The 23273-nt window shown below is 62.6% G+C and carries 25 protein-coding genes; 23 read left to right on the top strand and 2 right to left on the bottom strand.

Going from position 1 to position 23273, the window contains the following annotated elements:
• Position 1: 1 nt before the first annotated feature.
• Genes O1Q03_RS13255 through O1Q03_RS13235 form a run of 5 tightly spaced genes read left to right on the top strand, consistent with a single transcriptional unit; the run spans position 2 to position 5223 of the window.
• Positions 2–358, top strand: a complete 357-nt coding sequence (locus O1Q03_RS13255; RefSeq protein WP_269503973.1) for a VirB3 family type IV secretion system protein — start codon at positions 2–4, stop codon at positions 356–358.
• Positions 352–3063 (top strand): VirB4 family type IV secretion system protein, encoded by a 2712-nt coding sequence (locus O1Q03_RS13250; protein WP_269503972.1) that lies wholly within the window; start codon positions 352–354, stop codon positions 3061–3063. The genes O1Q03_RS13255 and O1Q03_RS13250 overlap by 7 nt, the downstream gene beginning before the upstream one ends.
• Positions 3056–3865, top strand: a complete 810-nt coding sequence (locus O1Q03_RS13245; protein WP_269503971.1) for a conjugal transfer protein TrbJ — start codon at positions 3056–3058, stop codon at positions 3863–3865. Before O1Q03_RS13250 ends, O1Q03_RS13245 begins: the two co-directional genes overlap by 8 nt.
• Before the next feature lie 15 nt (positions 3866–3880).
• The gene (locus O1Q03_RS13240; RefSeq protein WP_203438505.1) at positions 3881–4165 is read left to right on the top strand and encodes a hypothetical protein; all 285 of its coding nucleotides are present in this window, start codon (positions 3881–3883) and stop codon (positions 4163–4165) included.
• 29 nt (positions 4166–4194) lie between these two features.
• Entirely contained in the window at positions 4195–5223 is a 1029-nt protein-coding gene (locus O1Q03_RS13235) for a type IV secretion system protein (protein WP_269503969.1), read from the top strand.
• Positions 5224–5229: 6 nt separating this feature from the next.
• Here O1Q03_RS13235 and O1Q03_RS13230 read toward each other — a convergent pair whose 3' ends face one another.
• Positions 5230–5502, bottom strand: a complete 273-nt coding sequence (locus O1Q03_RS13230) for a hypothetical protein (protein ID WP_269503968.1) — start codon at positions 5500–5502, stop codon at positions 5230–5232.
• Between the two features lie 75 nt (positions 5503–5577).
• On the opposite strand from O1Q03_RS13230, the gene O1Q03_RS13225 reads away from it, so the two are divergent.
• From O1Q03_RS13225 to O1Q03_RS13200, 6 genes are all read left to right on the top strand, one after another.
• On the top strand, positions 5578–6321 hold the full coding sequence (locus O1Q03_RS13225) for a VirB8/TrbF family protein (protein ID WP_269503967.1): 744 nt from the start codon (positions 5578–5580) through the stop codon (positions 6319–6321).
• Positions 6318–7346, top strand: coding sequence for a TrbG/VirB9 family P-type conjugative transfer protein (locus O1Q03_RS13220; RefSeq protein WP_269503966.1), 1029 nt, complete (start codon positions 6318–6320; stop codon positions 7344–7346). The genes O1Q03_RS13225 and O1Q03_RS13220 overlap by 4 nt, the downstream gene beginning before the upstream one ends.
• A gap of 2 nt (positions 7347–7348) precedes the next feature.
• On the top strand, positions 7349–8698 hold the full coding sequence (locus tag O1Q03_RS13215; RefSeq protein ID WP_269503965.1) for a TrbI/VirB10 family protein: 1350 nt from the start codon (positions 7349–7351) through the stop codon (positions 8696–8698).
• Positions 8695–9165, top strand: a complete 471-nt coding sequence (locus O1Q03_RS13210) for a TrbG/VirB9 family P-type conjugative transfer protein (protein WP_269503963.1) — start codon at positions 8695–8697, stop codon at positions 9163–9165. The genes O1Q03_RS13215 and O1Q03_RS13210 overlap by 4 nt, the downstream gene beginning before the upstream one ends.
• A 220-nt stretch (positions 9166–9385) precedes the next feature.
• On the top strand, positions 9386–10411 hold the full coding sequence (locus tag O1Q03_RS13205; protein WP_269503962.1) for a type IV toxin-antitoxin system AbiEi family antitoxin: 1026 nt from the start codon (positions 9386–9388) through the stop codon (positions 10409–10411).
• Between the two features lie 31 nt (positions 10412–10442).
• Complete coding sequence (locus O1Q03_RS13200; RefSeq protein ID WP_269503961.1) at positions 10443–11279, top strand: nucleotidyl transferase AbiEii/AbiGii toxin family protein; 837 nt, start codon at positions 10443–10445, stop codon at positions 11277–11279.
• 49 nt (positions 11280–11328) lie between these two features.
• Here the strand turns inward: O1Q03_RS13200 and O1Q03_RS13195 are convergent, their stop codons facing one another.
• Positions 11329–11748 carry an ACT domain-containing protein gene (locus O1Q03_RS13195; RefSeq protein ID WP_269503960.1) on the bottom strand — a complete coding sequence of 140 codons (420 nt, stop codon included), beginning with the start codon at positions 11746–11748 and terminating at the stop codon, positions 11329–11331.
• A 194-nt stretch (positions 11749–11942) separates the two neighbouring features.
• Between O1Q03_RS13195 and O1Q03_RS13190 the strand changes: the two genes are divergently transcribed.
• From O1Q03_RS13190 to O1Q03_RS13135, 12 genes are all read left to right on the top strand, one after another.
• Complete coding sequence (locus O1Q03_RS13190) at positions 11943–12167, top strand: helix-turn-helix domain-containing protein (RefSeq protein WP_041746185.1); 225 nt, start codon at positions 11943–11945, stop codon at positions 12165–12167.
• Positions 12168–12571: 404 nt separating this feature from the next.
• A complete protein-coding gene (locus O1Q03_RS13185) occupies positions 12572–13243 on the top strand; it encodes a DUF3577 domain-containing protein (protein WP_269503958.1) in 672 nt (223 codons plus the stop codon).
• 495 nt (positions 13244–13738) lie between these two features.
• Entirely contained in the window at positions 13739–14158 is a 420-nt protein-coding gene (locus O1Q03_RS13180) for an antirestriction protein (RefSeq protein WP_269503956.1), read from the top strand.
• A 75-nt stretch (positions 14159–14233) separates the two neighbouring features.
• Positions 14234–14821: a hypothetical protein gene (locus tag O1Q03_RS13175; RefSeq protein ID WP_269503955.1), complete on the top strand. Its 588-nt coding sequence runs from the start codon at positions 14234–14236 to the stop codon at positions 14819–14821.
• Positions 14822–14943: 122 nt separating this feature from the next.
• Entirely contained in the window at positions 14944–15480 is a 537-nt protein-coding gene (locus O1Q03_RS13170; protein ID WP_269503953.1) for a hypothetical protein, read from the top strand.
• A 279-nt stretch (positions 15481–15759) separates the two neighbouring features.
• On the top strand, positions 15760–16320 hold the full coding sequence (locus O1Q03_RS13165) for a DUF3275 family protein (protein ID WP_269504074.1): 561 nt from the start codon (positions 15760–15762) through the stop codon (positions 16318–16320).
• A 16-nt stretch (positions 16321–16336) separates the two neighbouring features.
• Positions 16337–17494 carry a DUF6094 domain-containing protein gene (locus O1Q03_RS13160; RefSeq protein WP_269503952.1) on the top strand — a complete coding sequence of 386 codons (1158 nt, stop codon included), beginning with the start codon at positions 16337–16339 and terminating at the stop codon, positions 17492–17494.
• Between the two features lie 76 nt (positions 17495–17570).
• Positions 17571–18023, top strand: coding sequence for a hypothetical protein (locus O1Q03_RS13155; protein ID WP_269503951.1), 453 nt, complete (start codon positions 17571–17573; stop codon positions 18021–18023).
• 290 nt (positions 18024–18313) lie between these two features.
• Positions 18314–18925 (top strand): hypothetical protein, encoded by a 612-nt coding sequence (locus tag O1Q03_RS13150; protein WP_269503949.1) that lies wholly within the window; start codon positions 18314–18316, stop codon positions 18923–18925.
• Positions 18926–19046: 121 nt separating this feature from the next.
• Entirely contained in the window at positions 19047–21344 is a 2298-nt protein-coding gene (locus O1Q03_RS13145) for an SNF2-related protein (protein ID WP_269503947.1), read from the top strand.
• A 45-nt stretch (positions 21345–21389) separates the two neighbouring features.
• A complete protein-coding gene (locus O1Q03_RS13140; RefSeq protein WP_269503946.1) occupies positions 21390–21740 on the top strand; it encodes a DUF3085 domain-containing protein in 351 nt (116 codons plus the stop codon).
• Between the two features lie 216 nt (positions 21741–21956).
• A complete protein-coding gene (locus tag O1Q03_RS13135) occupies positions 21957–23213 on the top strand; it encodes a conjugal transfer protein TraB (RefSeq protein WP_332112528.1) in 1257 nt (418 codons plus the stop codon).
• The last annotated feature ends 60 nt before the right edge of the window (positions 23214–23273 follow it).

Below are 23273 nucleotides of genomic sequence, written 5' to 3'. Positions count from 1 at the left end.
GATGGACGAACGGCATTCCGATCATCGCGATGTCCCCGGCGAACCAGACGATCCACTCGCCGCCCGCATCCGCAAGACGATGCTCGAACAGTTCCTGCTGCTCGGCATCGACCGCCGCTGGTGCATCGCGCAGGCGGCGATCGTCATCACGTTCGCCGCGGGTATGCGCAACGCGTGGGTACTGCTCGCGGTGCTGGTCACGCACCCGGTCCTGTGGCTCGCCGTGCGGCGCGACCCGGACCAGATCCGCTGCTACACGAAATACAGCCGCCAGGGCGACTACTATGAACCGCGCCAGCTGCTGCGCCAGAAGGTCAACGCCCGTCCGAAAGGTTTCGCGCGAGGCCTGCCATGCTGATGCCCGCCTTCGCACGCTCGCCGTTCGACGCCGAGTCGCTCGCGCGCATCACCCAGCGAACCGATGGCGATCGCCGGTCGACCGCGGAACTCGTGCCGTGGCTGTTCCGGTTCAGCAATTCTCTCGTCGTCAACAAGGATTCGGCACTGATGGCGACGTACGAATTTGCTGGACCAGACGCCGACGCACTCTCGGGCAGCCACATCCTGGAATTGATGGACAACCTCGTCACGTCGCTGCGCGACATGGCGCGCCGCCCCATCACGCTATGGTGGACCGTACACCGCCGTCGCAGTGCACAGTATCTCAGCGTCCCGATGCCCGATCCCGTCTCACAGCGCATCGATGATGCACGGCGCGATACGTTCGAGAAGGCAGCCAACTATACGAACCGTCACTACGTGACTTTCACGCTCGCCCCCGACATCGGCATTGACCGGTTCGCGGGCAAGGTCACGCACGGGATGACCCACGACGGGCTTTCCATCGCGCGGTCGCTGCTGCAGGCCGTGCGCGGCACGTCCTCCGATCAGTACCTGTTCGCGTACACCGCGTCGGAACTCGCCGCCATCGTCGAGACGTTCGAGACCACGCTGTTCGGCTTCGTGGCCGGCAATCCACGTCTGAATTGTCGGCGCCTGTCCGGTGACCGGCTGGGCGCGTTCATGCATGCGTGCGCCGCGCCGCCCGCCGATCATCTTGAGGCCATTCCCGTCCCCGACATCCCGGCGCTCGACGCCGCGATGTGCGACACGGAGGTCCGCCCCGGGCACGATTACCTGCACTTCTATGCGGGCGGCCGGCAGCGCTTCGGGATCGCCGCGGGCATTCCGGCGCGCCGGGACTTCTGGCCTGACAGCGTGCTGCCGACCAGTCTCGATGGCCTGCTCAAGGTGCCCGGGGAATTGACGATCAGCCACTGCTTCCGGCTCACCACGCCGTCGGCAGCGATGCGCTTCATCGACGGTGTGCGACGCTATCACGAGGGACGCCGGCTCGATACCCGATCGCTGCTCGCCGCGACCCTGCGCGGCGGAGACCTCTCGGGGGCGCGCCAGAACCAGGCACGCTCGGCCGCGGCCGACGACGCCAACCGTCGTGCGGGCAAGGTCGAGATGGCCGAAGAAGTCTACGGCTACTACAACCTCTCCGTCCTGTCGTACTCACCGGTATTCGGGACCAGTCCGTTCGATGACGCTCGCGTCGCCGAAGCTGCGTGGACCCAGGCGGTGGCAACCCACCAGGCGGTCGAGGAAGCACTGCGCGCGGCCCATTTCACGCCGGTGCGCGAAACACTGCACGCTCTGTCCGCTTTCGCCACGACCATTCCCGGCATGTGGCGCGAATGCGCACGCTGGTCGTTCATTGATACCGAAGCACTGGCGCGGCTGCTGCCGCTTCGCGGTGTTTCGGACGGCCACCGTATCAACGCGCACCTGACGAAGGAAACCGGGAAACGCTGCCCCGCACTCGCGGCCTTCCCGACCGAGTTCGGCACGCCGTACTGGTTCACGGGATTCCTGGGCGACGTGGGTCACATGCTCGTGTGCGGGCGCACAGGCTTCGGCAAAACGATCTTCATGCTGCTGTGCGCAACCCTCTTTCGCAAGTATCCGAACGCGTGGCTGTATGGCTTCGACAAGGACCTGTCGATGCGCATTCCGACCATCCTGCAGGGTGGGCGTTACATGCACTTCGACAACCAGATAACCGAAATTAGCGAGATCAGCGAGGCAAGCGGCGTTCACGCCGACGAGCGTGCGCAGATGAACCCGCTCGTGCTGCTGGCCGATCCTCGGCACCTCGAATTCCTCGTCGAATGGATCATTCTGCTGGTGCAGCAGCGCGGCACGTATCGCGTGAGCGCTGCCGATCGTCGCGAGCTCGAAAAGGCACTCGCCGCCACGCGTAGCCGCAGCAATCGGCGGCTCTGGCGGCTGCGCACAATTCATGCGTCGCTGCCCGCGGGGCCACTCTCCGACGAACTGGCCATGTGGATCGGACCCGCCGTGCAGGCGCACTACTTCGACAACGTCGAAGACAGCTTCGACGACTCACACTGGGTGTCGATGGCGACCGACCGGATTCTCGCGAGCCCCGTGATCGCGCGCCCCTTCCTTTCGTACGTCACCTATCGCATCCAGGATTCGCTCGAGCAGCGGCGCGCGCAGGGAATCATTGGCCCGACGCTCGTGATGCTGCCGGAGATCTGGAGCCTGCTCGACGATGCAAGCTTTGCCCGGCAGATCGGTAACTGGATCGTAACGATGCGCAAGAAGCTCGGCTGCGTGTGGATGGACGCCCAGTCGCCCGAACAGGTATCGTCCTCGCCGATCTGGCCGCAGATTCGCGACAACGTTCTCGTGCGCGTGTTCGTGCCCGTCGAGAACTTCACGCCGTCGGCGAAGGCGGCGTACCAGCGCGACTTTGGACTGTCGGACGGTCAGATCCGCACGATCCAGAAGCTCGTCGCCAAACGCGATTACTTCATCGCCGAACAGGGTGGCGCATCACGCCGGATCTCCATCCCCCTCGATCCGGTCTCGATTGCGATCCTGCGCTCCGAGCTGAGCGCCCAGATCCTGTTCGACCGGCATCTGCATTCGGGCCATCCCGACTGGAAAGAACGCTACATCGACGAAGCCGCCGCGCAGGCGTGCGGCGATGCGATGCGGGATTCTGCACCGGAGGTCGACGATGCGTAACCCCACCGTTGCCCTCGTGGTCCGCATCGGCGCGATGCTCGCGGCCGGTCTACTGCTCGCCAGCGCGGCGTGGGCAGGAGGCGGGATGACGGGCGGCGCGACCGAGATCACGCAATTGATGAACCATGCTGAACTCGCCTCGTCCGTCGCACAGCAGGCGCAGATGGTCGAACAGAATGTCCAGGCGCAGATCACGCGCCTGCAGCAGTACGTGACGATGGTCCAGAACCTGAAACAGGTACCTGCGTCCCTGATCGACCAGACAATTGCGCCGTACCGCACGCAGATCGCCAGCTTCCAGTCGCTGTCGACCGCCATCACGCAGTTGCAACAGGCCTCCACCGCCACGAACGGGCTGTTCGGACGCAGCCTCGCCGAGATGAACACGACCGGCATGTCGCCCGCGCAGTGGCTATCCGCCTATACCTCGCTCGCGTCGACGCGTGGCGGGATCTATCAGCAGCAGTTGACCCAGGACATGCAGAACCTCGACACGCTGGCCGCCCGCGCGCAGAACCTGCAGGAAATCCAGTCGCAGATTCCGAACGTCGGAGGCGCTGTGCAGGGTTTGCAGATGCTCAACCAGCAGTCGAATGTGCTCGCGGGCGAGATGGTCGACCTGCATGCGCTTATGCAGCGTCAGGTCGCGCAGCAAATGCAGGACCGCGCCGCCCAGGCGCAGGCCCAGGGCAATGCGGCGCAACTCGCGGCCGCCCGTGCGGCCGCGATGGGACAGATCAACCAGCAGGAACAGCAGACGACGCTGGGCGCCCCGGATTTCGACCTGCTGCAGGACCCGTGATCCCGGAGGCCGATTGTGCTGCTGCGCTGGCTGATCCGCTCGCTGTGCAGAACGCCCGCCGAACTGCGGGTCGTTCTGATGAACCTTCGTGCTTACCGGTTGCGCCGCCGGCGGCCCGATGACGAACGCGCGGTTCAGTGGAAGTTCGACCGGCGGATTACGCGCAACGTGCGTCTGTCGTTGCTCACAGGCCTGCTGATCGTACAGGTTGACAGCCCGCAGGTCTTTGCGGCCGGCTGGATTGCCCTGCCGCTCGCTGCCCTGCTGGCACTGGTGCGCGTCGCAGGTGGGCTGCGATAAGCGCTTGCGCAATGTGTGGGATCTGAGTCATGAACGACGTCATCTCGGTACTGAACGCGCTGTTCACGGTCATGCAGGCGAAGGGAACGAGCCTGCAGACGCTGTTCGTGTCCGACGGTCTCGATCTGCTTGCGGCCCTCGGACTGATCATCGCGACATGGCACGTGTTTCTGTGGCTGCTTGAAGGCGACTTCCCGGGTTTCTTCGCGAACCAGTTCCGCCACCTGATCAAGTGCGCCGTCATCCTCGTGATGCTCACGGCCTGGAGCGGGACCGTTCACAGCTATTTCGTCGACAACATGCAGACGATGGCCTCACGCGTGTCGGGTGGCGAAGGCAATCCGGGCGACCTGCTACGCGCGCTCGTCAATGCCGCGTCGACCATCATGCAGGGGGCGCGCACCCAAGCGGCACAGGTCTGTCAGGAAGTACCAGACGTCACCCCAGACGGTGTCGTGATCCCCAATAGCGAACATCAGGAGTGTGGTGCGGCTAGCGACAACGGTCCGGACTCCGCCGGCCTGAGTTCGATCTGGACGCTCATCAGGAACCTGCCGCTGGTCCTGCTCTCATTCCTCGCCAAGGCACTCGCGATCGTCGCGATCGTGCTGATGACGCTGATCTTTGTCGTGGTCGTGCAGTTCGGCTCGTTCCTGCTCGACATCGCCTTCTGTCTGGGGCCCGTGCTGATTCCCTGGTATGTGCTGTCCGCTGGCGAATTCCTGTTCGACGGATGGCTCAAGTTCACGGTCTCCGCGGGTCTATATAAGGTCATCGCGTGGCTGATGATGGCGATCGTCGAGAGCGGCGCCCTGCCTGGCATTCAGAGTCTCGTTCAACAGACTGCAACACAAAGCGGCACCAATAGTGATGCGTATTACGCAACGAATTACCTGGCGATGCTGGCGCTCGCGTTCGTCTGCGGCGTCGGTGCGTACATGATGTGGCAGGTACCGGATATCGCAAAAGGACTGGTATCTGGTGGTGGTGCGGGCGGTCTTGGTGGATTTGGCAAGGGGGCAATCGGAAGGCGGATTACCCCGAAGATACTGCAGTAATGGAGGTTACCGACGATGCTGTCGCTGCTCAAACTCGCGAATCGAATTGATCGAACTCCAGTAAGCATCAGCCTGCCTGCGCCCGTCTTCTGCATCGCGGAGCGAGTCGTTCATCTGTTTCGGTGTCGTGCTGACCCACGACCAGATCAGGAATACGACCGCGCCCGCGAGCAGCATCGCGACGCCGAAATGCTGCGCGCCGACCTGGTACAGGACGAACGCCGCGAATATGAGAATCGGCACTACGAAATACAGCAGGATGATTTTGAGTCTGGCCATGGCTGCACCCTTGCAGCAGGTGAACTGGGGTTCAGTGTAGCACCGCAGGCGCGGACCTGTGCAGGAGCGTAAGCGATGCACGAAGAACAACCATCGCTTTCGCCGCGCACTGTGACATCCGGTGCCGATCTCCCGGCCCCGCCGAACACCGGTGAAGGGGTCGCCGCGTGGTTCACGGCGTTCCAGCGCCCTGTCTGGGAAAAGCGACTCGCCATCAAGGCCGCACTGGTCTTTGCTCTTATCGCCGCCGGGGAGTGCACCGCCCTGATCGTCCAAAGCGCGCACAGCGGCCCGCGCCCCTATTTCGTCGAACATGACGAGAAAACCGGGGCGGTGTGGGTGTCCGATCGCTACGCCGAAACGTATTCGGCCTCCGCGGCGAACAGGCGCTATTTCCTCGTCAAATGGGCCTCGCGCGTCTTCACAATCGAGGCCGACAGCCAGGACACGCTCACGCACCAGATCCCCGCTGCGGTCGGGTGGACGTCGGGCGCGGCCACACGGGAGCTCGAAACCTACGTCACAGTAACCGATCCGGTCGCCCAGCGCGTGGTGCAGACACCCGGTCTTACGCGCGAGTTCATCGAAAACTCGACGTCGTTCTCGCCCGACGGCCAACTCGCCTATCTAATCTTCACGCTGATCGAAAGCGTGAACGGCAAGCCGTCGCGACCGAAACAGATGTTGCTCACGATCAGTTTCCTGCTTGCTCCAGAGACGCTAAAGCCCGGCGAAGAGAAGGACAACCCGATCGGGCTGCGCATCACCCACTTCAGCATCACGCCCTACCTCGGCGTCAATCCCGGAGCGAATCCATGAACGTCATTGCATGCGCAACGTGTCTTGCGATGCTCTGTGCTGCGAGCGTTGCAACCGCATACGGGCAATCCGCTGCGTCGTCACCGGTTCTATCGTCACCGCTGCCGGCCAGCGCCCCCTTCGTGGTGCGCAAGCACACTGAAACCGACATCTCGCAACCAGTAACTTCATCCACGCGCAGTCAGCGACGCTCTGCACCGCGCTTGCCGATCAATGGACCGTATCCGTCGCCTGACGCCACGTCGCTCGTTGTCTACGACTACGACCCGGACTATCTGTACCCGATCCTCGTGCGGACCAGTCAGGAAACGCATCTGGTGTTCGCGCCAGACGAGGAAGTGGTCGGCGTTTATCTGTCCGACACCGGCAAGCGCTGGCTCGAACATACGGCACTCACGAAGCGCGACGTCTTTATCGAGGCGCGTCTGCCCGGTCTTGAGAATGCCGCGACGATCATTACATCCCGTCGGCGTTATGAGCTGGACCTGCGCTCGTCCGCTGACGGCAAAGCGTATCAGCGGGTTTCCTGGCATTACCTGGACACCGATGCTCAGGCTTCGGCCGGTCAGACGTCCCCGTTCGGCATCGAATACCCGGGCAACGTACCGCATATAGACGGGCGCAATGGGGAGGACGCCTCGTCGGCGGGCGGATCGTCATCATCACCGTCCTCCCCTGGCAGTCCTCACATTGCGCTCGACCACGCGAATTTCGATTACCGCATCGAAGGCGATGCGCCGTTCGCGCCCGTGATCGTTTTCGACGACGGACGGTTCACGTATCTCCAGTTCCCGCATCAGGCACAGTTGCCCGCAATCCTGTTGATGGACGACAGGGGCGAAGCCGAAATCGCCAGTTTCATTCCGCTGGGCAACGACTTCTACGAGGTGCAGCAGACGGCGACCTATGGGTTGCTGCTCAAGCGAGGCAGGCAGGAAGTACGGATCTTCAACGGTCGGGGCAAAGGCTGCGGACTGTTCGGCTGCGACGCCGCGCATACGAAGAACGTCTACGGGAATCCGTGATCATGGCCGCCCCGCAACATAACGGTCACAGGCCGCCCCCGCTCACCCCCGAGCCACCGCGGCTGACGCGCATTCGCCGCAACCTCGCGAAACTGCTGGTGATCGCCCTCTTCTCCGCGCTGCTCGCAATCGTACTTGTGCGCGCGCTATCCCATCCTCACGAGACCGCTGCGGAGCGGCGCCAGCGCGAACAGCTCGAGGCCGAAGCGCGGCAGCCGAAGGCCTCGGCCGACGCATTGCGCACGCGCCTCGAGGATCAGCACAATCTCGCACTGGCCCGCGCGGCAAGCGCCGCGTCGGCGCCCAGCGCACCACTGGGTGGCACACCGCTCGACGGCATCCCAAAAGGCGCGCCTGGCGACGACGCCGGCCCACTGCCCGGTGGATATCGCACGCCCGGACAGAAGTCATCAGCGAGCGATGCAGACCGGCTCGCGTTGCAACGCCAGATCGAAGCGATGCAAAGCCAGTCGCTTGTCGCGTACGAAGATACGGCGGGTAGTGCCAGCCGGACATCGGACCAGAACGGTAGCGGCCCAGCGCTTGATCGCATGGCCGGTAGCCTCGAAAATCGCGATGCGCTTTCGATAGCCGCTGTGCATCCCGGTAGCGAAGGCGATCCGGCAACAGGGTTGACGATGACGCCGCCGACAAGCGCTGCAACCACCAATACCAGACGCAACGCCGACTGGCTGAAACAGCAGTCGAACGCGGCGGACGACGAAAAGCCGCTCGTTCCTGTACCGATCGACTCGCCCTGGATGGTCATGGGCGGCACGCCCATTCCCACGGTCATCCTGCAGGGCGCGAAAAGCGATATGCCCGGCACATTTCGCGCAATGGTCGACCGCGACATCTATGACAGCATTGACGGCAGCTGCAAGCTCATCCCGAAGGGCACGCGCATTCTCGGCCGAACCAACAACGATGTGGCGATCGGCCAGGACTTGATGCTGATGGCCGCCACTCGGATCATCTTCCGCCACGCGACGATGCGACTCGACGGACTGACGGGCGACGACCCCGATGGCGACGCAGGCGTGAGTGCCGACGTCAACAACCACTTCTTCAGGATCTTCGGTTCGACCTTCCTGATCGCCGGCGTCGCCGCCTGGATCGGCCACAATCGGAGCCAGTCGAACGGTACGACGATCAACGTCAACGGCGGCGTGGCGACGGACCTCTCGTCGGCCGCTGCGCAATCACTGTCGCAGACGACGCAAACCATCCTCCAGCGCAACATGAATATCCAGCCGACGCTCAGGCTGGAGCCGGGTCAACGCATCACATTCATCACGCAGCGAGACATGATGCTGCCACCCGGCGTCACTGACGGGAGCTGCCATCGATGAAACATGCGACCACCCTGCTTTCCGTGCCCGTCCTGCTCGCCAGCTGCCTGCTGCAGTCGGCCTACGCCGAACCGCCGGTCGTGACGGGACCGGCCTACGACTTCGACTGGCGTCTGACCGGTGCCGCCGAAATCGAGCCATACCAGGTGTTCGACGACGGACAGAAGATCTATCTGCAATTCGTCGATCCGAAACACGTCCCCGCCGTTTTCGCCGACACACCGGGTGGGCTCGTGCTCCTGCACTGGCATCCCGACCCTCCCTATACCGTCGTCGACCACATGGAAAACGCACTGGTGTTTCGCGCTGCAGGCTGGCAGGCACGTGCTGTTCGAGCCGAGCCAGGCGGTCCACCTCGGATGGCGCACTTCGGGGCAGCCCGGCCGTCCCAGGAAAATGCCGTCAGCCCGCGCCGAGGCGTCGACCCTGTAAGCGGCGACGTCAATCACGGCTCCCGGGAGAAATAGCGCCCGCACCCGATCCCGCAGTCGCCGGGCAAGACGGACATCGACCTTCTACGTTCCTCGCGGGGATCATCGGATCGCACATCAGTCTTGTCCAAAATATGGTGATGTTCACGTTACGTGGACATAACCATATTTTGGACAACCGTCTCATTCGTCTACAATTTTGTGCCGTCCACGTAACGTGTACAATTCAATTTATTGGACAAACCATGGACGTGCCATGCCCTCTCCCGATCACGATCCGCCCTCCCTCGTGGAAGCTGCCGCAACCGCGTTCGGCAACGCGACCGGTATCGCCGTCCACCCTCGCAAAGCGCTACCCAGGTCCGGGGCGGATGCCGTGCTGGAGTTTCACGTTGGCACACGTCGCTTCAAACGTCCCGCGCTCGTCAAGCAGACCATCGACCGCTATGGCACCCTTGCCGCCATCCGCGCACAGGCTGCCCCCAGCAAGGCCGAAAGGCTACTACTCGTGACGTCGTATCTGTCCCCCAATATGATCAACGCGTGCCGCGAACTGCAGGTCGATGCCCTTGACCTCGCCGGCAACGCCAGCATCCTTCTGGCCGATAACGTCATTCTTGTGTCTGGACGCCCGCGTCCGGATCAAAGCCAACAGACGCAGAGCCGGACCTGGACCAAGTCGACGCTGCGCGTGGCCCTCGCCCTGCTCGCCGTTCCGTCGCTGCTGGAAAACACCTATCGCGACATCGCTCAGGTCGCCGGCGTCAGTCACGGAACCGTTCAGAACGCGATTCACGGAATGCTTGGCCGCCGGGATCTCGTTGAACGTCCCAGCGGGCGCGGTATGCAGTTCACGGACGCAAGTCGGATGATCGACGAATGGACGACGCTGTACCCCACGCTCTTGCGTGGAACGCTTCAGCTCGGACGCTTCCGCACGGACGTGCCCGACTGGTGGCGAAACGTTCCCGAGCTTCCCGACCGTTGTCGGTTTGGCGGTGAGCCTGCAGCGGCGATCCTCACGGAATACCTGAAACCAGCCACATTCACCGTATACTGCGCCGATCAGGTGCCGCGAGAGTGGATCGCAAAGGCGCGACTGCGCCCTGATCGCGATGGAAATGTCGAATTCCTGAAATCGCCGATCGAGTTCGCGGCTGCACCCGAGCTTCCCCAGAACATCGTCCCGCCATTGCTCGCCTACGCAGATCTCGTTGCGAGTGGCGACTCTCGCAACCTCGAAACGGCCCGCCTGCTGCGTGAACAATATCTGTCCTCTTGATCCGTGCCCCCATCGCCCGTTTCCACCGGAAATGGTTGCCCTCCTCCGTGAAGTGACAGCGGCAGCCTCTGCCGAGGGCATCCTGTGGTTCGTCGGTGGGGCAAGCGCTCGCGACATCCTGCTCACACACGTCCATGACATTGAACCGACGCGCGCGACCGCGGACATCGATATCGGCATTTCCATCGAGAGCTGGGCTGGACACGAAGCATTGAGGCTGACGCTGGTCGCGTCCGGACACTTCGAGCAACGAGGTAACGCGGCCCACCGCTTGCACTACCGGGCACCCGATACCGGCGCTCGCACTTGGCTCGACATCGTTCCGTTCGGGCGCATCGCCGACGAAGGCGGCGAAATTGCCTGGCCGCCCGATCAGGCTGTCCGAATGAATGTCGCCGGCTTCGAACAGGCACTGCGTGCGGCTGTTCCCGTTCGCATTGACGCCGATCTCGTGGTCCCCGTCGCCTCATTACCCTCCCAGGCGATGCTCAAGTTAATCGCCTGGCAGGATCGTCACGCGATCGATCGCAAGGATGCGATCGATCTGCTGTTTCTGCTGGCTTGGTACGGCGAGGCGGGGAATCTCGAACGATTGTATGCCGACGACAATTTCGATCTGATCGAACGACACGACCACGATCCCGACATCAGCGGCGCCGCCCTCCTCGGCCGGGACATGGCAGGTATCACCACGCCGGACGTGGGTGACCAGATTCTTGCAGTTCTCGCCCTAGACGAACCATCACCGCTGATACTGACTCACATGACGGCAAGCCGCATGCGGATTCCCGGTGGCGAATCAGCCGAGCGAATCTCCCAGCTCTTTGACGCATTCCGTCAGGAATTTTCTCGCTGCAGTTCAGCGTAACGCCGATGGGTGACGCGCCAGCCGGCGCGTCACGTTCAGACCGCAACGTTCATCCCACCGCAGCCTGCCCTGCGCGCACCTGAAGTCCGGCAAGTTGCGCAAGCGCATCCGTCGCCCGCTCGACCGGCACAAAAATATGATCGTGAAAAGCCGCGGCAACGACGTTACAACTGATGCTGGCCTCCGTCAGCGCTTCTGCCACCGCGGCGGTCAGTCCCACGGCCTGCAGGTCGGAATGGACAGTCAACGTAATCCAGGCCGCCCGGAAAAGCACCGGCAAGCCTTCGCGAAGTGCCGTGTGTTCATCGATGATGACGGTCAACCCCTCGCGCTCACGAAACGTCGCCACAGGCGCAAGTCCCGACACGTCCCGGTCCGCCTGGACCGTGGAAAAGACATACACACCTTCATTCAGCTCAGGCTGCATCGACGCCAGCAGCTGATCAAGATTCGAAACCGGTTGACTCACCGTGCTCCCCGTTGGGCAAGAAGGTCTATCGGGTTGGTCCACCGGCTATCCCGATCCTGACCGGTGTCCACGTCGCTTTCACAGCACCATTGTGACTGACGCAATAATTGTCACTCATAGTGCGTCCTATCATAGAGCGTGGCCTCAAACAGGTCAAATCCGTACGCTTCGATATCCCTCCGCTCGAGATATTGATGCAGTACGACCCGCTTGCCCTGTTTGGAAAACGCCTGATTGCGCTTCGCAAGGCGCGCGGCTGGTCGCAGGAACGCCTGGCGCTCGAAAGTGGCCTCGCCCGGTCGTACATCGGCGGCATCGAGCGGGGTCAGCGCAATATCGCCCTTTACAACATCTGCGTACTGGCCGCCACGCTCGGGGTTTCACCCGCTTCAATGCTCGAATTTGACGAGCTCGCGTGACGGCACACATTTTTTCGGGGCCGTTCACGCAGTCGTCGTGCTAATCGTGGTGACCGTGGTTCGAGTGTAACGGCAACGTGCAGACCGTGAGATAGCGTGATGCGTCGTGACCTCAACATTAATCCCGTTATACCGGTCTCGCACGAAAAAAATGTGGCGCGGTTATCACCTTGATTTTTTGATCTCGCCGGCTATGATTCGCGATTGAAGTTGCCCGCTGGAGCCCATTCAGCATCCTTTGCAGCACCGTCGCTTTGCGACACCTTTTTGCGGTTGTGCTTCGTCCCACTGTCTGGACCACCGCAGGTCGTTTGACCGGAAGCTCCCTTCTTGCCCGTCTGGGGAATTGTCATTCCCCGACACGGGCCTTGGCGATTCCCCTTTTTTCGTTCTGGAGAATCGTCATGAATCAGTCAGTCGAACCCCGCAAGTATTTCGATCTTCATCTGCGTGGCCTCGGGTATCTGTCGCGCGTGCGCGATGTGACCGCCAGGGGCAATGGCCGCAGCAAGGCGAAACCCTTCCTCGCATGCGCCATTTCCGCGTTCCATGGCGATCCGAATGTCGAGAACGGCATCGTCTATCTCCCGCTCGACCTGATCGTCGCCGGCGAAAAGGCCAGGGAAGCGGTCCGCTCCGTGATGGACGACGCGAACGATCCCGATGTGAAAGTCCTCGTTTCGTTCCGCGCGGGTGATCACTACATCCGGACGTTCGAGCGCACCGGCAACCGCGCTGGCGAAACCGGCGCCGTGCTCAAGGGGCGCCTGCTGAAGCTCTTCTGGATCAAGGTCGACGGCCAGGAGGTCTATCGAGATGAAAGCGAAGAACGCGATGACGCGGACGCCGGAAATGATGAGGCGCCGGAGCGTGTCAATGGACAACTGCCGTCGAGAGACGGTCGTGATCAGCACGATACGGATGACATCGATGAAACCGGCAGCAGTAGCAACGCACAGGAACCTCGTAAAGCCTCGGCTTTGACTGAACGCACTGCCTCGCGTACCAATCGCTATCCGCCACTGCGCCGTCACAGTAACGCCAACACCCGCCGTGCCGCCGACACCTCCGAGTGAAGGCAATCCCTCGTCCCCCGCCTCGCGCGGGGGACTTCTCGCATGACCGGTCCGCCTGTTTTCCCGAGCGACGAATAACGAAACGCTCAGGAAAGCTGGCGCTGGCCCCGATCCACACCGGGTTCGCGGTGGCCCCACCATGCCGCGCCGTTTGTGCCGGACCGATTGCTCCGGCCCAGACACACGCCTGGCAGATGCGGTTGCCAGGCGTCATACGTCATTCCCTTCTCATAGACAGGTGCCGCCGATGAAGGCCCATGACGCATGACGGTTTCACTGCTGGCCTGCCAGCTTGCAGGCTCGTTCGTCGCCACGCGAGGCGACACCTTTACAGCCCACTTCCGGTGCCACCGTCTGCACGGCTGTTCCCGCGTCACATGACGCGGGCTCCGGAATCACCTCTTATCACGCCTTCGGGCCTCACTTTGTCCAATCCTCGCGGGGATGCGCTTCCCCGCCCGGGTAGCCGTTCGCCGCACCTTTTCGGAGAACGTCATGACTGAAGCCGGCGAAACACGCGCGATCAAGGCTACCATCGTGCCGGATGAGCGCCGCATAGAAATCTTGCCGCGCTATTTCGGCAAACACATGATCCGCGCCGAAGTGGCGGTCTATACGGCCATGTCGTCACTGTGCGCAACGTACCACGGTGGATTCTGGGATTACGTCGAGCTGTCCAATGGCGCCTTCTATATGGCACCCCGCCTCAGTGATCCGCTGCCCATCACCTGCGACGGCAACGGATATGACGGCGAGATGAGCAGCGATGCGGCAGGCATTGTTGCCACGCTGTTCGCGTTGAACGCCATGGCGTGGTCGACGGAAGAAGCACGCTTCGCGGACCTGTATCACGAGCTGCTCGCCTTTGTGCCGTCTCACCCGGAAGCTCGCGAGATCTTCGCGGCGATCGACTGACGTCCTGCCTATCTCTTACACCCTGCGGAACGCACCCCGCACGGGTGCGTCTCCGCGTTGCTCAAGGAGAAAATCATGTCAAGCTGTAACTGCCTCGTCGCCCGGCCACCCGTCAGAAAGCCCAGCGACATCGAAATGCGTTGCTGGCCGGGCGTGCAAACGGAACACCATGCGCGAATTTCAGAGGCGCTCCCGCGCGCCGCGAACTGGCCCGTCGATGAAGACGGTCCGTCGCAGCAGGTTTTTCAGTGCCGTGACGGGCGCACGTTGCCGCGCTTTATGAGCCAGAGCGTCGGTCTTCCAGACGGACTCTATCTCGGACTCTTCAACGGGCGCGACGATCCACTTGGATCTCCGCTCGTCACCGGGTTTGACGGACCGCTGATCGGCCGGCTGCGTTACTGCCACATCGTCGAGGCCCGCGACCTCGAGCTGGAATTCCTCGATCCGTACGAGGGGCGGCATTTCTTCCCGGACATGGGCGTCGTCATCGGACCGGATGGCGAGGTTCCTGCCGGGAAGATCACGATGCCGATCCAGCTCATGCTCGACTCGGGGGCCATCGTCTTCGATGGCCGGTACTTCGCCGACTGGACCGTGTTCATCATCAGCTCCGTTCGTACCGCCATGGGTCGCGATCTTCGCGCGCAGCGGCGCATGTAACCCCGGCATCACGATCGCCGGTTTCACTTCCTTCCATCACTTGCACCGTATCAACGGTGCTTCCCCGCGGGGCATCGCCCCGCCACGGGAACGATGCCTCGTCTCACCTTGCGAGGTACATCATGGGATGGCTGTTTGGTCATGGACAGACGCGCGCGCAACTCATCGCTCGCCTGACACGCGACGAGGAGCATGACAGCTTCACACGTCGCTGCCTTCGTCACTGCACGAGTGGCAACGTACTCTGGACCGTCTGGGAAATCGGTCGCGCGGGCGTTGCGCCGATGCGTTTCATCGGCTGCGATCTGCTCGCATGGGACAAAACCTGTGCAGGCTGGGGATACAAGGATATGTGCGAGCAGATGGAACCGCTGTATTACTCCTGCCCGCTCGCCTATCTCGACATGGTGCCGCCCGCGGCGCCCGCATGGCGCGAGCAGGTTCGCGCCTGGCATGCGGCCCGCTCACGCTCGCTCGCGCCAGGCGATGTGCTGACGCTCAGCGGTCTGTCGATCAATGAGGCGGTGGTCGTGAGTCGACACCATCGCACGTGGATCGTCGAAAGCGGCGGCCGGCTGTTCAGGTTTCCCCCTCGCCTCTTCCGTCATATCGTCGAGCAGCGCACCGCCGACGAGTGCGGTCCGCAACGCGCGGGCTGATGCATCCATGCCGTCGGGTGACGCATCGCGCTCCCTGGCCGACATGCCGGAAGCCTCCGTTCATGAGCTTCCAGGATTGAGCGATGGCTGTTGCCTCGCCGTATCGGTCGCGCATCGCCCTATCAACAAAACCTGCCAGCAAGACCTGCAATGTTGCGTTCGGCGTGTCGGCTGTGCCCTGTCCTGACCGCGCAGCGACAGTCTATCCGCACGATCTTTCCCAACCCGCGGGACACCATGCCCGCCAGGGAGGGTCCCGCCTCACTGCGTGGAGGCATCATGATTTCGCTTTCTGGCACGCTTGACGTGCGCACCATCAAGGGCAGCAATGGCCCGTTCCGGGTCGGTGAACTCTCGACGTCCGTTGGCGAGTTCAAGGTCAAGGACAAGGTGCTCGAACAGTTCGAGCCCGGCGCGTACACCGGCACTTTTCTGATCGACAAGATCTATCCGCACAGCTACGTGTGGTACGGCAAGGTTACCGTCGAAATCCGCGCGAGGCTCGCCGACGTACAGCTCGACAACGACGAACCGTTCAGCGAAACCGGGCGCGAGCCCGCCTCGACGGAGCCGGACCCCGTCGACGAGGAGCGTACGCCGGGTACCTCAGCCGCCGCGCGTGCCGACGAAAATCCGGCGTCCGCGCAAACCGGCGCCGATTCCGGCGAGCTGTATCTGCCCGATCTGTTCGGCACCGAACTGGCCGATGCGATCGTCGCCGGCGAGCCGGTAAAGCTCGATCCAACCGTCGACCGCGGCGTGTTCCGCCAGCAGCGCGACCAGCTTCGCGCATTTGGCTACGCCTTCCAGGCCTCCAGCCAGACGTGGCTGAAGGCCTGATTCCCATCCATCGACGGTGTGCCAGGCCTCACAGCCGCGGCATACCCGTGCCCCAAAGGAGAGTCGTATGGCCCTGATCTTTCCCCGCCTCGCCAGAAATTTTGTGAAGAACGGGTACTTTCCGACCGACGCCGCCACGCTCGCGCGCATCATGCCGGCGCTCGCGCTGGCCGATCCCGATCGCCCCGTGCGGCTGCTCGATCCCTGTTGCGGCGAAGGTGCCGCGCTGCAGGAACTTAGGGCTGCGCTTGTTGCGCACTCCCCGATGCCCGATGCGGCCCGTGCGTTTGGCGTCGAATACGACCGCGAGCGTGCATGGCACGCGAAGGAAGTACTTGACACCGTGGCACACACCGACGTCCACGACATGTTCATCACGGCCCGCAGCATGGGACTGCTGTTCCTCAATCCACCGTATGGCGATGTTGTATCGGACAAGGCACAGACCGGCGAGCGTCAGCCGGATCGTCTCGAGAAGATCTTCTACCTCAAGACGGTCCCGTGGCTCGCATTCGGCGGCGTGCTGGTCCTGATCGTGCCGCACTACGTGATGGACCGAGAGTTCGCCACCATGATTGCCCGAAACTTCACAAAGGTTGAGGTGTTCCTCGCGCCCGACCAAACGTTCAAACAACTCGTGCTTTTTGGCGTCAAACGCCGGGCAGATGGAGTCGACACCGCACTGGCCGCGCGCCTGGCGCGCATCCATGAAAGCGAAATGCCGCCCGAACTGCCGGTGAGCTGGACCGCTGAGCCGTACCGCATCCCTTCGCTGGTCGGCGAATACGCCTTCATGTCGACACGGATCGATGCGCCGCAGCTCGAACACGAGCTGAAACGCTTGCAACACGCCACGCTGTGGCCACAGTTCGCCACGATGTTCGCGACGAAGGCTGTCACGCCGCGGCGTCCACTACGTGATCTTTCCGACTGGCATCTTGCGCTCGCGCTCGCAGCCGGGCAGATCACGGGCGTCGTGACCGGTGCCGACGGTACGCGCCTGCTGATCCGCGGCGACACCATCAAGCAGAAGGAGCAGGAAGTCCAGATCGAGGAAACCGACAAGGGCGAGATCCGGACCACGATCCTGATGCGGGACCGGTTCGTTCCGACGATCGCGGGCATCGACTTCACTCCCGGCCCGAACCTCGGCCGGATCGTCACGATCCGCTAGCCCGGATCACCTTCATCAACCCCGCGGGGCCACGCCCCGCAGGGACGGGTTACCGCACCTCCAGGACACCTATGTCATGAATGAGATGAGCCTCACCGGGCAGGCACTGCCTACCTTCATGGTCGGCTACAGCTTTGACCATACCCACCGCGTCGTCATCGGCATTCGCGCCGCCAGCGGCGACGCAGCTTGCGCCATCGCTCGCGCGGCATTCGACGCCGGGACATTGTGGGATGACACGCCGGACATGCCGCAGCTCTACGACGATTACGAAGAGATTGACGGGCAGGTCCTCAACTTTGATGCCACGCCAGTCGCAGCATGGCCGACCGCCGATGTCTCGGTACGCGCAGTCAAACTCCATGTCGCTGCGCATCGGCTGCTCGCGTTCGTACGGCTTGCCGACAGACGGTTGCCGCTCGCAGCAGCAATCGAAGCGTGGCATCCCGATGCCCTGGTGCCGATGACGGTCACCGCCCGGCAGGCGCGTGATCTTCGCGCGCTGCTCGGCACGCTGGATGGCTGTTGACTGGCGAGTTCATTGCCGGACATCCTTTTGCGCCCCTCGAATGGGGCGCTTTCCCGGATCGTCGCATACGGCGTTCGGGGAAAGCGTAGTTCGCAGCCCTCATTTCCGCTGATCTGCCGGCCGCAGATTCGTTGTCGTCCGTCACGCGGCACCTTTGCACCACCCGCAGCTTTCTTCCGGCGCCTTCGTCTGCGCAGCTGCAGCTTCGTTCGCGAAGCTTCGGAATTGTCCCCAACCCGCCCGGGCACCCACCCGGTGGGTGCGCCGGACATTCACACTGGAGCACCCACATGCTGTATCCCATCAAAGAATTGCAGGACATCTTCGTCGACGCCTGCGTACGTGCACCCGATGGCGAGCTCGTCTTCATCTCCGTCTTCGGACGGGATGGCGCCGTTCAGCAGCTGTATGCCTCGCTACACCTGGGCATTCAGGAAGGCGGCATCCGGCAGCTCACGCTGCTCGATCCCGATGACAACCAGCCGGTTGCGGCCGTTCCCGTCGGTGACCCTCGGCGGCTGGACAAGTACAGCGGTCGCCTGCCGAAAGACAACCTGTTCGGCAACCTCGTCCATACGTGGATTTACGACGAGTCGCTCCTTACCCCATCTAAAGCCGCCGGGTCGGCATGGCTATTGGTCGATCGCGAAACGCAGGTGCACGATGACGAGTCCCTGCAGGCCCGCGTCTGGTCACTCATCGAACAGCTCAGTCCAATACCGCTGCTACCGCATTGGCGTACACCGGTGCTCGATGCACTTGGCAGTCAGCTCGTCGCCCATCTCGGCGATGCGCCTTATGCGCCTGTCGGACGCATCCATGCTTCGCGAGTCACGCTCCCCGACGCATTCGCAAAGGCGATCTCGGAATTCGTCAGCAGCGGCACGCTCTCGCTCGACTGAAGCGCACTAGCGCATCCTGGCAGCACTCGCCGCATCCGCGGTCCTCGACTCTTACCCCAACCTGCGGGACTCATACGTCCTGCCAGGGGAACGTGTGACCCGCGTCTTATGGAGACGCATCATGGAAGATCTGCAATCCGCTGTCGTCGATAGCAGCACCACCGACGACGATCTGGTAAGCGGCGATCAAGCTCGTAACGTAATTTCCCTACCGGACTTCATTGCCAACTTCGGTGCCGGACTGCTGGAGGCTGTCCGCCAGCAGAATCCGTCGATCTATGACGGCCAGCGTCCACAACGCTGGGACGCGCTACTGGGTGCACTTTCGCGCCAGCCGTTTCCGGCGCAACGCGAGGTCATCCACGCGATCACGACGCTGCTCACGCAGCACGCGCCAGGCGGTGTCATCAATGCAGAAATGGGCACCGGAAAAACGCTGATGGGTATTGGCGTCGCGGTCCTGCTGCATCACACCGGTTATCCACGCACGCTCGTCATCGCCCCACCGCATCTCGTCTACAAATGGCGACGCGAAATCAAAACGACGGTCCCGGGTGCACGCGTCTGGATTCTCAACGGCCCGGATACGTTGCGCAAGCTGCTTCAGCTACGAGTCATGCATTCGAAGCCAGCGGTGCCGGAATTTTTCATTCTCGGTCGCGTGCGTATGCGTATGGGCTTCGACTGGAAGCCCGCGTTCGCGCGCCGCGTCGCTACGCTCGACATGGAGACCGACGCAGTCACACGCGTCTTTGCCTGTTGCCCCTCGTGCGGCGAGTTCGTCTGCGATGAAGACGGCAATCCACTGACGCCCACCCTGGCGCGGTCCGCACTCAACGAAAAGCGTCGGGCGTGCAGTTGTGGTGAGCGGCTGTGGACCCTTGCGCCCAAAGGCCAGGGCACACGAACGATGCGCGAACTGGTGAAGGGCGCGCTGCTACAGATGCCGACCGTTGGCGAGAAGACCGCCGAGCGGCTGCTCTCCCGCTTTGGCGAATCGATGCTCGCCGACATGCTGCAGGATAATCTGTATGAGTTCATCAATCTGATGGATGACACCGGCGAGCTTGTATTCTCGGACCGGCAGGCCAAGCGCATGGAGCGTGCGCTCGCCCACACCGAAATCTCGTTCGGACAGGGTGGCTATCAGGCCTCGGAGTTCATCAAGCGATACCTTCCTCAAGGCTACTTCGGTTTGCTGATTGCCGACGAAGGCCACGAATACAAGAACGAAAATTCAGCCCAGGGACAGGCCATGGGCGTACTGGCCCGCAAGGCCTCGAAAACGCTGCTGCTCACCGGCACGCTGATGGGCGGCTACGCCGACGATTTGTATCACCTGCTCTATCGCCTGAATCCGTCCATGCTGATCGAAGACGGGTTCAACTACAACAACAACGGCTCGATGGCGGCCGCAACGATGGCGTTCATGCGCGAGCATGGCGTGCTCATCGATATTCACAAGCAGGTCGATGAAGGTTCACACCGCACCGCGAAGGGCGATCGCAAGAGCGTCTCGACGGTGAAGGGCCCGGGCTTCGGCCCCAAGGGCATCATGCGGTACGTCGTGCCGTACACGGCCTTTCTGAAGCTCTCGCAGCTCGGCCAGAATGTCTTGCCGCCCTACGACGAATCGTTGCTCCCGGTCGCAATGACCGACGACATGGCGGCCGCCTATCGTGCGCTCGAGTCGACGCTGACATCGGAACTGCGCGCCGCATTACGCTGCGGCGACAAGAGCCTGCTAGGTGTGGTGCTCAATGCATTACTTGCATGGCCGGAATGCTGTTTTAGGCCCGAGCTCGTACGTCATCCGCGTACCAAGCGCATCCTCGCCAGCGTGCCTGCATTGCTGCGCGACGACCAGCCGGGTCCCAAGGAGGAAGCGTTGCTGCGACTCGTGCGCGGCGAACTGCTGAATCGCCGGCGCACGCTGGTCTACACGACCTATACCGGTACGCGCGATACGTCGGTGCGGCTGAAGAACCTCTTCGATGCAGTAGGCGTCAGGGCATCCGTGCTCCGTGCGAGTGTCCCTGCTGAAAAGCGCGAGGACTGGGTCGCGGACCAGCTCGAACGCGGCGCCGAGGTCATCATCACAAACCCGGAACTGGTCAAGACCGGGCTCGATCTGCTCGAATTCCCGACGATTGCTTTTCTTCAGTCGGGCTACAACGTCTATACGTTGCAACAGGCCGCACGCCGCAGCTGGCGTATTGGTCAGACGCTCGACGTCACAGTGCGTTTTCTCGGGTACGAGGGGACCGCGCAGATGCGGTGTCTGAAGCTGATGGGACAGAAGATCGCCGTCTCGCAGTCCACCTCCGGCGACATGCCCGATTCCGGTCTCGACATCCTCAATCAGGGCGGAGAGAGCATCGAAGTTGCGCTCGCGCGGCAACTGTTGAGTCAGGAATAACCGGGAACCTCATCTCCCACCCCATCCCTCATGGAGGAATTCATCATGATCCACTTCCTGACCGCTGATCTGCGTCCCGTCATCTCCGAAGCCCGCACACAGCAATGTCGAATCGTGTTGGTCAAGGATCACGGCGTCTACATGCTCTCGGAGAAAGGCGAAATAGAAAACGGCCGTCGCAGGATCATCGCGTGGGCTGTCGAATGCAATCCCGATACGGTGCCATTCGCCGACTGGTGGGAACGCGCCCAGGCGGAATTCGCCGGCGATGATTTCGTCGAGTATCTCGATCGCAGCGATGCGGTCTTCGACCGCGTGATCGCCGAAGGCTTCGATCTCCAAATCGAAGCCGACGCCGGTTACCTCTACATCAACGCTGTCGCCCCGCGCTCCTGAAGGTCTCCTTCCCTTTTCGCTCCCATTCAAAGCGATGCGCCTGATCCCTTCCGGGACCGGGCGCTTTTTTTGTCGGTGACTTTTCTCTCGACGCTATTCTTCAACGTAGCGCGAACGCAAAACCTGTCCTATGCTCGACAATGCAGCGCGCGCATCACTGGGGAAAGCCCGGCACGGCATCGACCGTGCCGCTGACTTCTGCCTCCCTGTGGACCCATGTTTTCGCTGCCTCCACTTCTTCCGTCGACACGGGCAACTTTCCAGTCTCTCCCACGCAGCCTTGCATGTGCGACGTTCATCTCCACCGGCGCACTCGTGGCGTTGTCCGCATGGTACCCAGGGCACTGGCAGGTGCTCCTGCTGCTCCTGCCAGCCATATGGTCCCGCGTGCGGGAACGTACCTCGGCACTCGCAATCTGGATGGGCTATTACCTCGCTGGCGCACGGGATATTCCCGTCGTCAGCATGCGCTTCTTTTCCGGCTATGGGGAGCTGACGCGACCGGAGGGGCTCGTACTCGGCTTCCTGTTTTGGATCGCGCAGGCGTGCGTGCTGGCGACACCGTGGGCCGTGCTCAAGCCGGGGCCGAACGCGGGCGCCGCACGCTACGCCTTGTGCGCCGCTGTCGCGACCGTGCTCGTGACCGTACCACCACTCGGCATCATCGGCTGGCTATCGCCGGCATACGTCGCCAGCACCCTGTTTCCTGGCTGGAAGGCGCCGGGCCTGATGCTCGGTGTGACCGCCATCGCGTGCGCGGCCTCCGTCTCACACGGACCTCCCGTCCGACATGCCGCGACGCTGCTCCTGATACTGTCCGCCGTCGCGCGCAGTGTGGCGAGCGCGCCGGAAGTATCGTCCAGTTGGGTCGCACTCGACACACGCTTGAGCCGGTTCGATCAGTCCAGCTACGCGTTGCTCTACGCCCGAACGCAACAGGTCCAGGCCATCACACAACACGCGTTCACCGCGGGCGCCACCGTCGTCGTCATGCCAGAGGAAATCGTGGGGCTGTGGCGCCCGGCGATGGACTACTGGTGGCGTGACGACATCCAGGCATTGGTCTCAGCGAAGCGAACACTGATCATCGGCATGGACCTGACCGTGTCCGGCACGCCGTTCCGATACACCGACAGTGCGATCATCGTTGGCGCCAGCCGCGGGCGCATCGACAGTCGCCAGCCGGTGCCCGTGGCGCTATGGCGTCCCGGTGCGGCCGTCAGTGCGATCCGTGGCGGCATGATGCAGTCAAACGTCATCGTCGCCGGCAAACGCGTGGCCTTCTCGATCTGCTATGAGGACCTGTTGTGGTGGCCGCACTGGCGCGTGTTGCTGCAATCGCCCGACGTGCTCATCAGCCTGGCGAACAGCTGGTTCGATTCCGACCTCGCGCTCGTACACATCCAGCGCCAGGGTATCGCCGCCATCGCCCGCCTGTCCGGTACGCCATTGCTGCGTGCGGTGAACCGGTAGCTGCTGTTACCGCGGACAGGCGTGGGATAATCGTCTGTCGTTCCGCCCCCCGCCTTCCTG

It is taken from the genome of Burkholderia sp. IMCC1007, from assembly GCF_027257875.1.
Classification (GTDB): domain Bacteria; phylum Pseudomonadota; class Gammaproteobacteria; order Burkholderiales; family Burkholderiaceae; genus Burkholderia.
This window is presented reverse-complemented; position numbering and strand designations above follow the sequence as displayed.

What these genes read in the sequence shown, in the direction of transcription:
- O1Q03_RS13255 (WP_269503973.1), top strand. Translation starts at nt 2, where the DNA reads ATGGACGAACGGCATTCCGATCATCGCGATGTCCCCGGCGAACCAGAC.
- O1Q03_RS13250 (WP_269503972.1), top strand. Translation starts at nt 352, where the DNA reads ATGCTGATGCCCGCCTTCGCACGCTCGCCGTTCGACGCCGAGTCGCTC.
- O1Q03_RS13245 (WP_269503971.1), top strand. Translation starts at nt 3,056, where the DNA reads ATGCGTAACCCCACCGTTGCCCTCGTGGTCCGCATCGGCGCGATGCTC.
- O1Q03_RS13235 (WP_269503969.1), top strand. Translation starts at nt 4,195, where the DNA reads ATGAACGACGTCATCTCGGTACTGAACGCGCTGTTCACGGTCATGCAG.
- O1Q03_RS13230 (WP_269503968.1), bottom strand. Translation starts at nt 5,502, where the DNA reads ATGGCCAGACTCAAAATCATCCTGCTGTATTTCGTAGTGCCGATTCTC.
- O1Q03_RS13225 (WP_269503967.1), top strand. Translation starts at nt 5,578, where the DNA reads ATGCACGAAGAACAACCATCGCTTTCGCCGCGCACTGTGACATCCGGT.
- O1Q03_RS13220 (WP_269503966.1), top strand. Translation starts at nt 6,318, where the DNA reads ATGAACGTCATTGCATGCGCAACGTGTCTTGCGATGCTCTGTGCTGCG.
- O1Q03_RS13215 (WP_269503965.1), top strand. Translation starts at nt 7,349, where the DNA reads ATGGCCGCCCCGCAACATAACGGTCACAGGCCGCCCCCGCTCACCCCC.
- O1Q03_RS13210 (WP_269503963.1), top strand. Translation starts at nt 8,695, where the DNA reads ATGAAACATGCGACCACCCTGCTTTCCGTGCCCGTCCTGCTCGCCAGC.
- O1Q03_RS13205 (WP_269503962.1), top strand. Translation starts at nt 9,386, where the DNA reads ATGCCCTCTCCCGATCACGATCCGCCCTCCCTCGTGGAAGCTGCCGCA.
- O1Q03_RS13200 (WP_269503961.1), top strand. Translation starts at nt 10,443, where the DNA reads ATGGTTGCCCTCCTCCGTGAAGTGACAGCGGCAGCCTCTGCCGAGGGC.
- O1Q03_RS13190 (WP_041746185.1), top strand. Translation starts at nt 11,943, where the DNA reads ATGCAGTACGACCCGCTTGCCCTGTTTGGAAAACGCCTGATTGCGCTT.
- O1Q03_RS13185 (WP_269503958.1), top strand. Translation starts at nt 12,572, where the DNA reads ATGAATCAGTCAGTCGAACCCCGCAAGTATTTCGATCTTCATCTGCGT.
- O1Q03_RS13180 (WP_269503956.1), top strand. Translation starts at nt 13,739, where the DNA reads ATGACTGAAGCCGGCGAAACACGCGCGATCAAGGCTACCATCGTGCCG.
- O1Q03_RS13175 (WP_269503955.1), top strand. Translation starts at nt 14,234, where the DNA reads ATGTCAAGCTGTAACTGCCTCGTCGCCCGGCCACCCGTCAGAAAGCCC.
- O1Q03_RS13170 (WP_269503953.1), top strand. Translation starts at nt 14,944, where the DNA reads ATGGGATGGCTGTTTGGTCATGGACAGACGCGCGCGCAACTCATCGCT.
- O1Q03_RS13165 (WP_269504074.1), top strand. Translation starts at nt 15,760, where the DNA reads ATGATTTCGCTTTCTGGCACGCTTGACGTGCGCACCATCAAGGGCAGC.
- O1Q03_RS13155 (WP_269503951.1), top strand. Translation starts at nt 17,571, where the DNA reads ATGAATGAGATGAGCCTCACCGGGCAGGCACTGCCTACCTTCATGGTC.
- O1Q03_RS13150 (WP_269503949.1), top strand. Translation starts at nt 18,314, where the DNA reads ATGCTGTATCCCATCAAAGAATTGCAGGACATCTTCGTCGACGCCTGC.
- O1Q03_RS13145 (WP_269503947.1), top strand. Translation starts at nt 19,047, where the DNA reads ATGGAAGATCTGCAATCCGCTGTCGTCGATAGCAGCACCACCGACGAC.
- O1Q03_RS13140 (WP_269503946.1), top strand. Translation starts at nt 21,390, where the DNA reads ATGATCCACTTCCTGACCGCTGATCTGCGTCCCGTCATCTCCGAAGCC.
- O1Q03_RS13135 (WP_332112528.1), top strand. Translation starts at nt 21,957, where the DNA reads ATGTTTTCGCTGCCTCCACTTCTTCCGTCGACACGGGCAACTTTCCAG.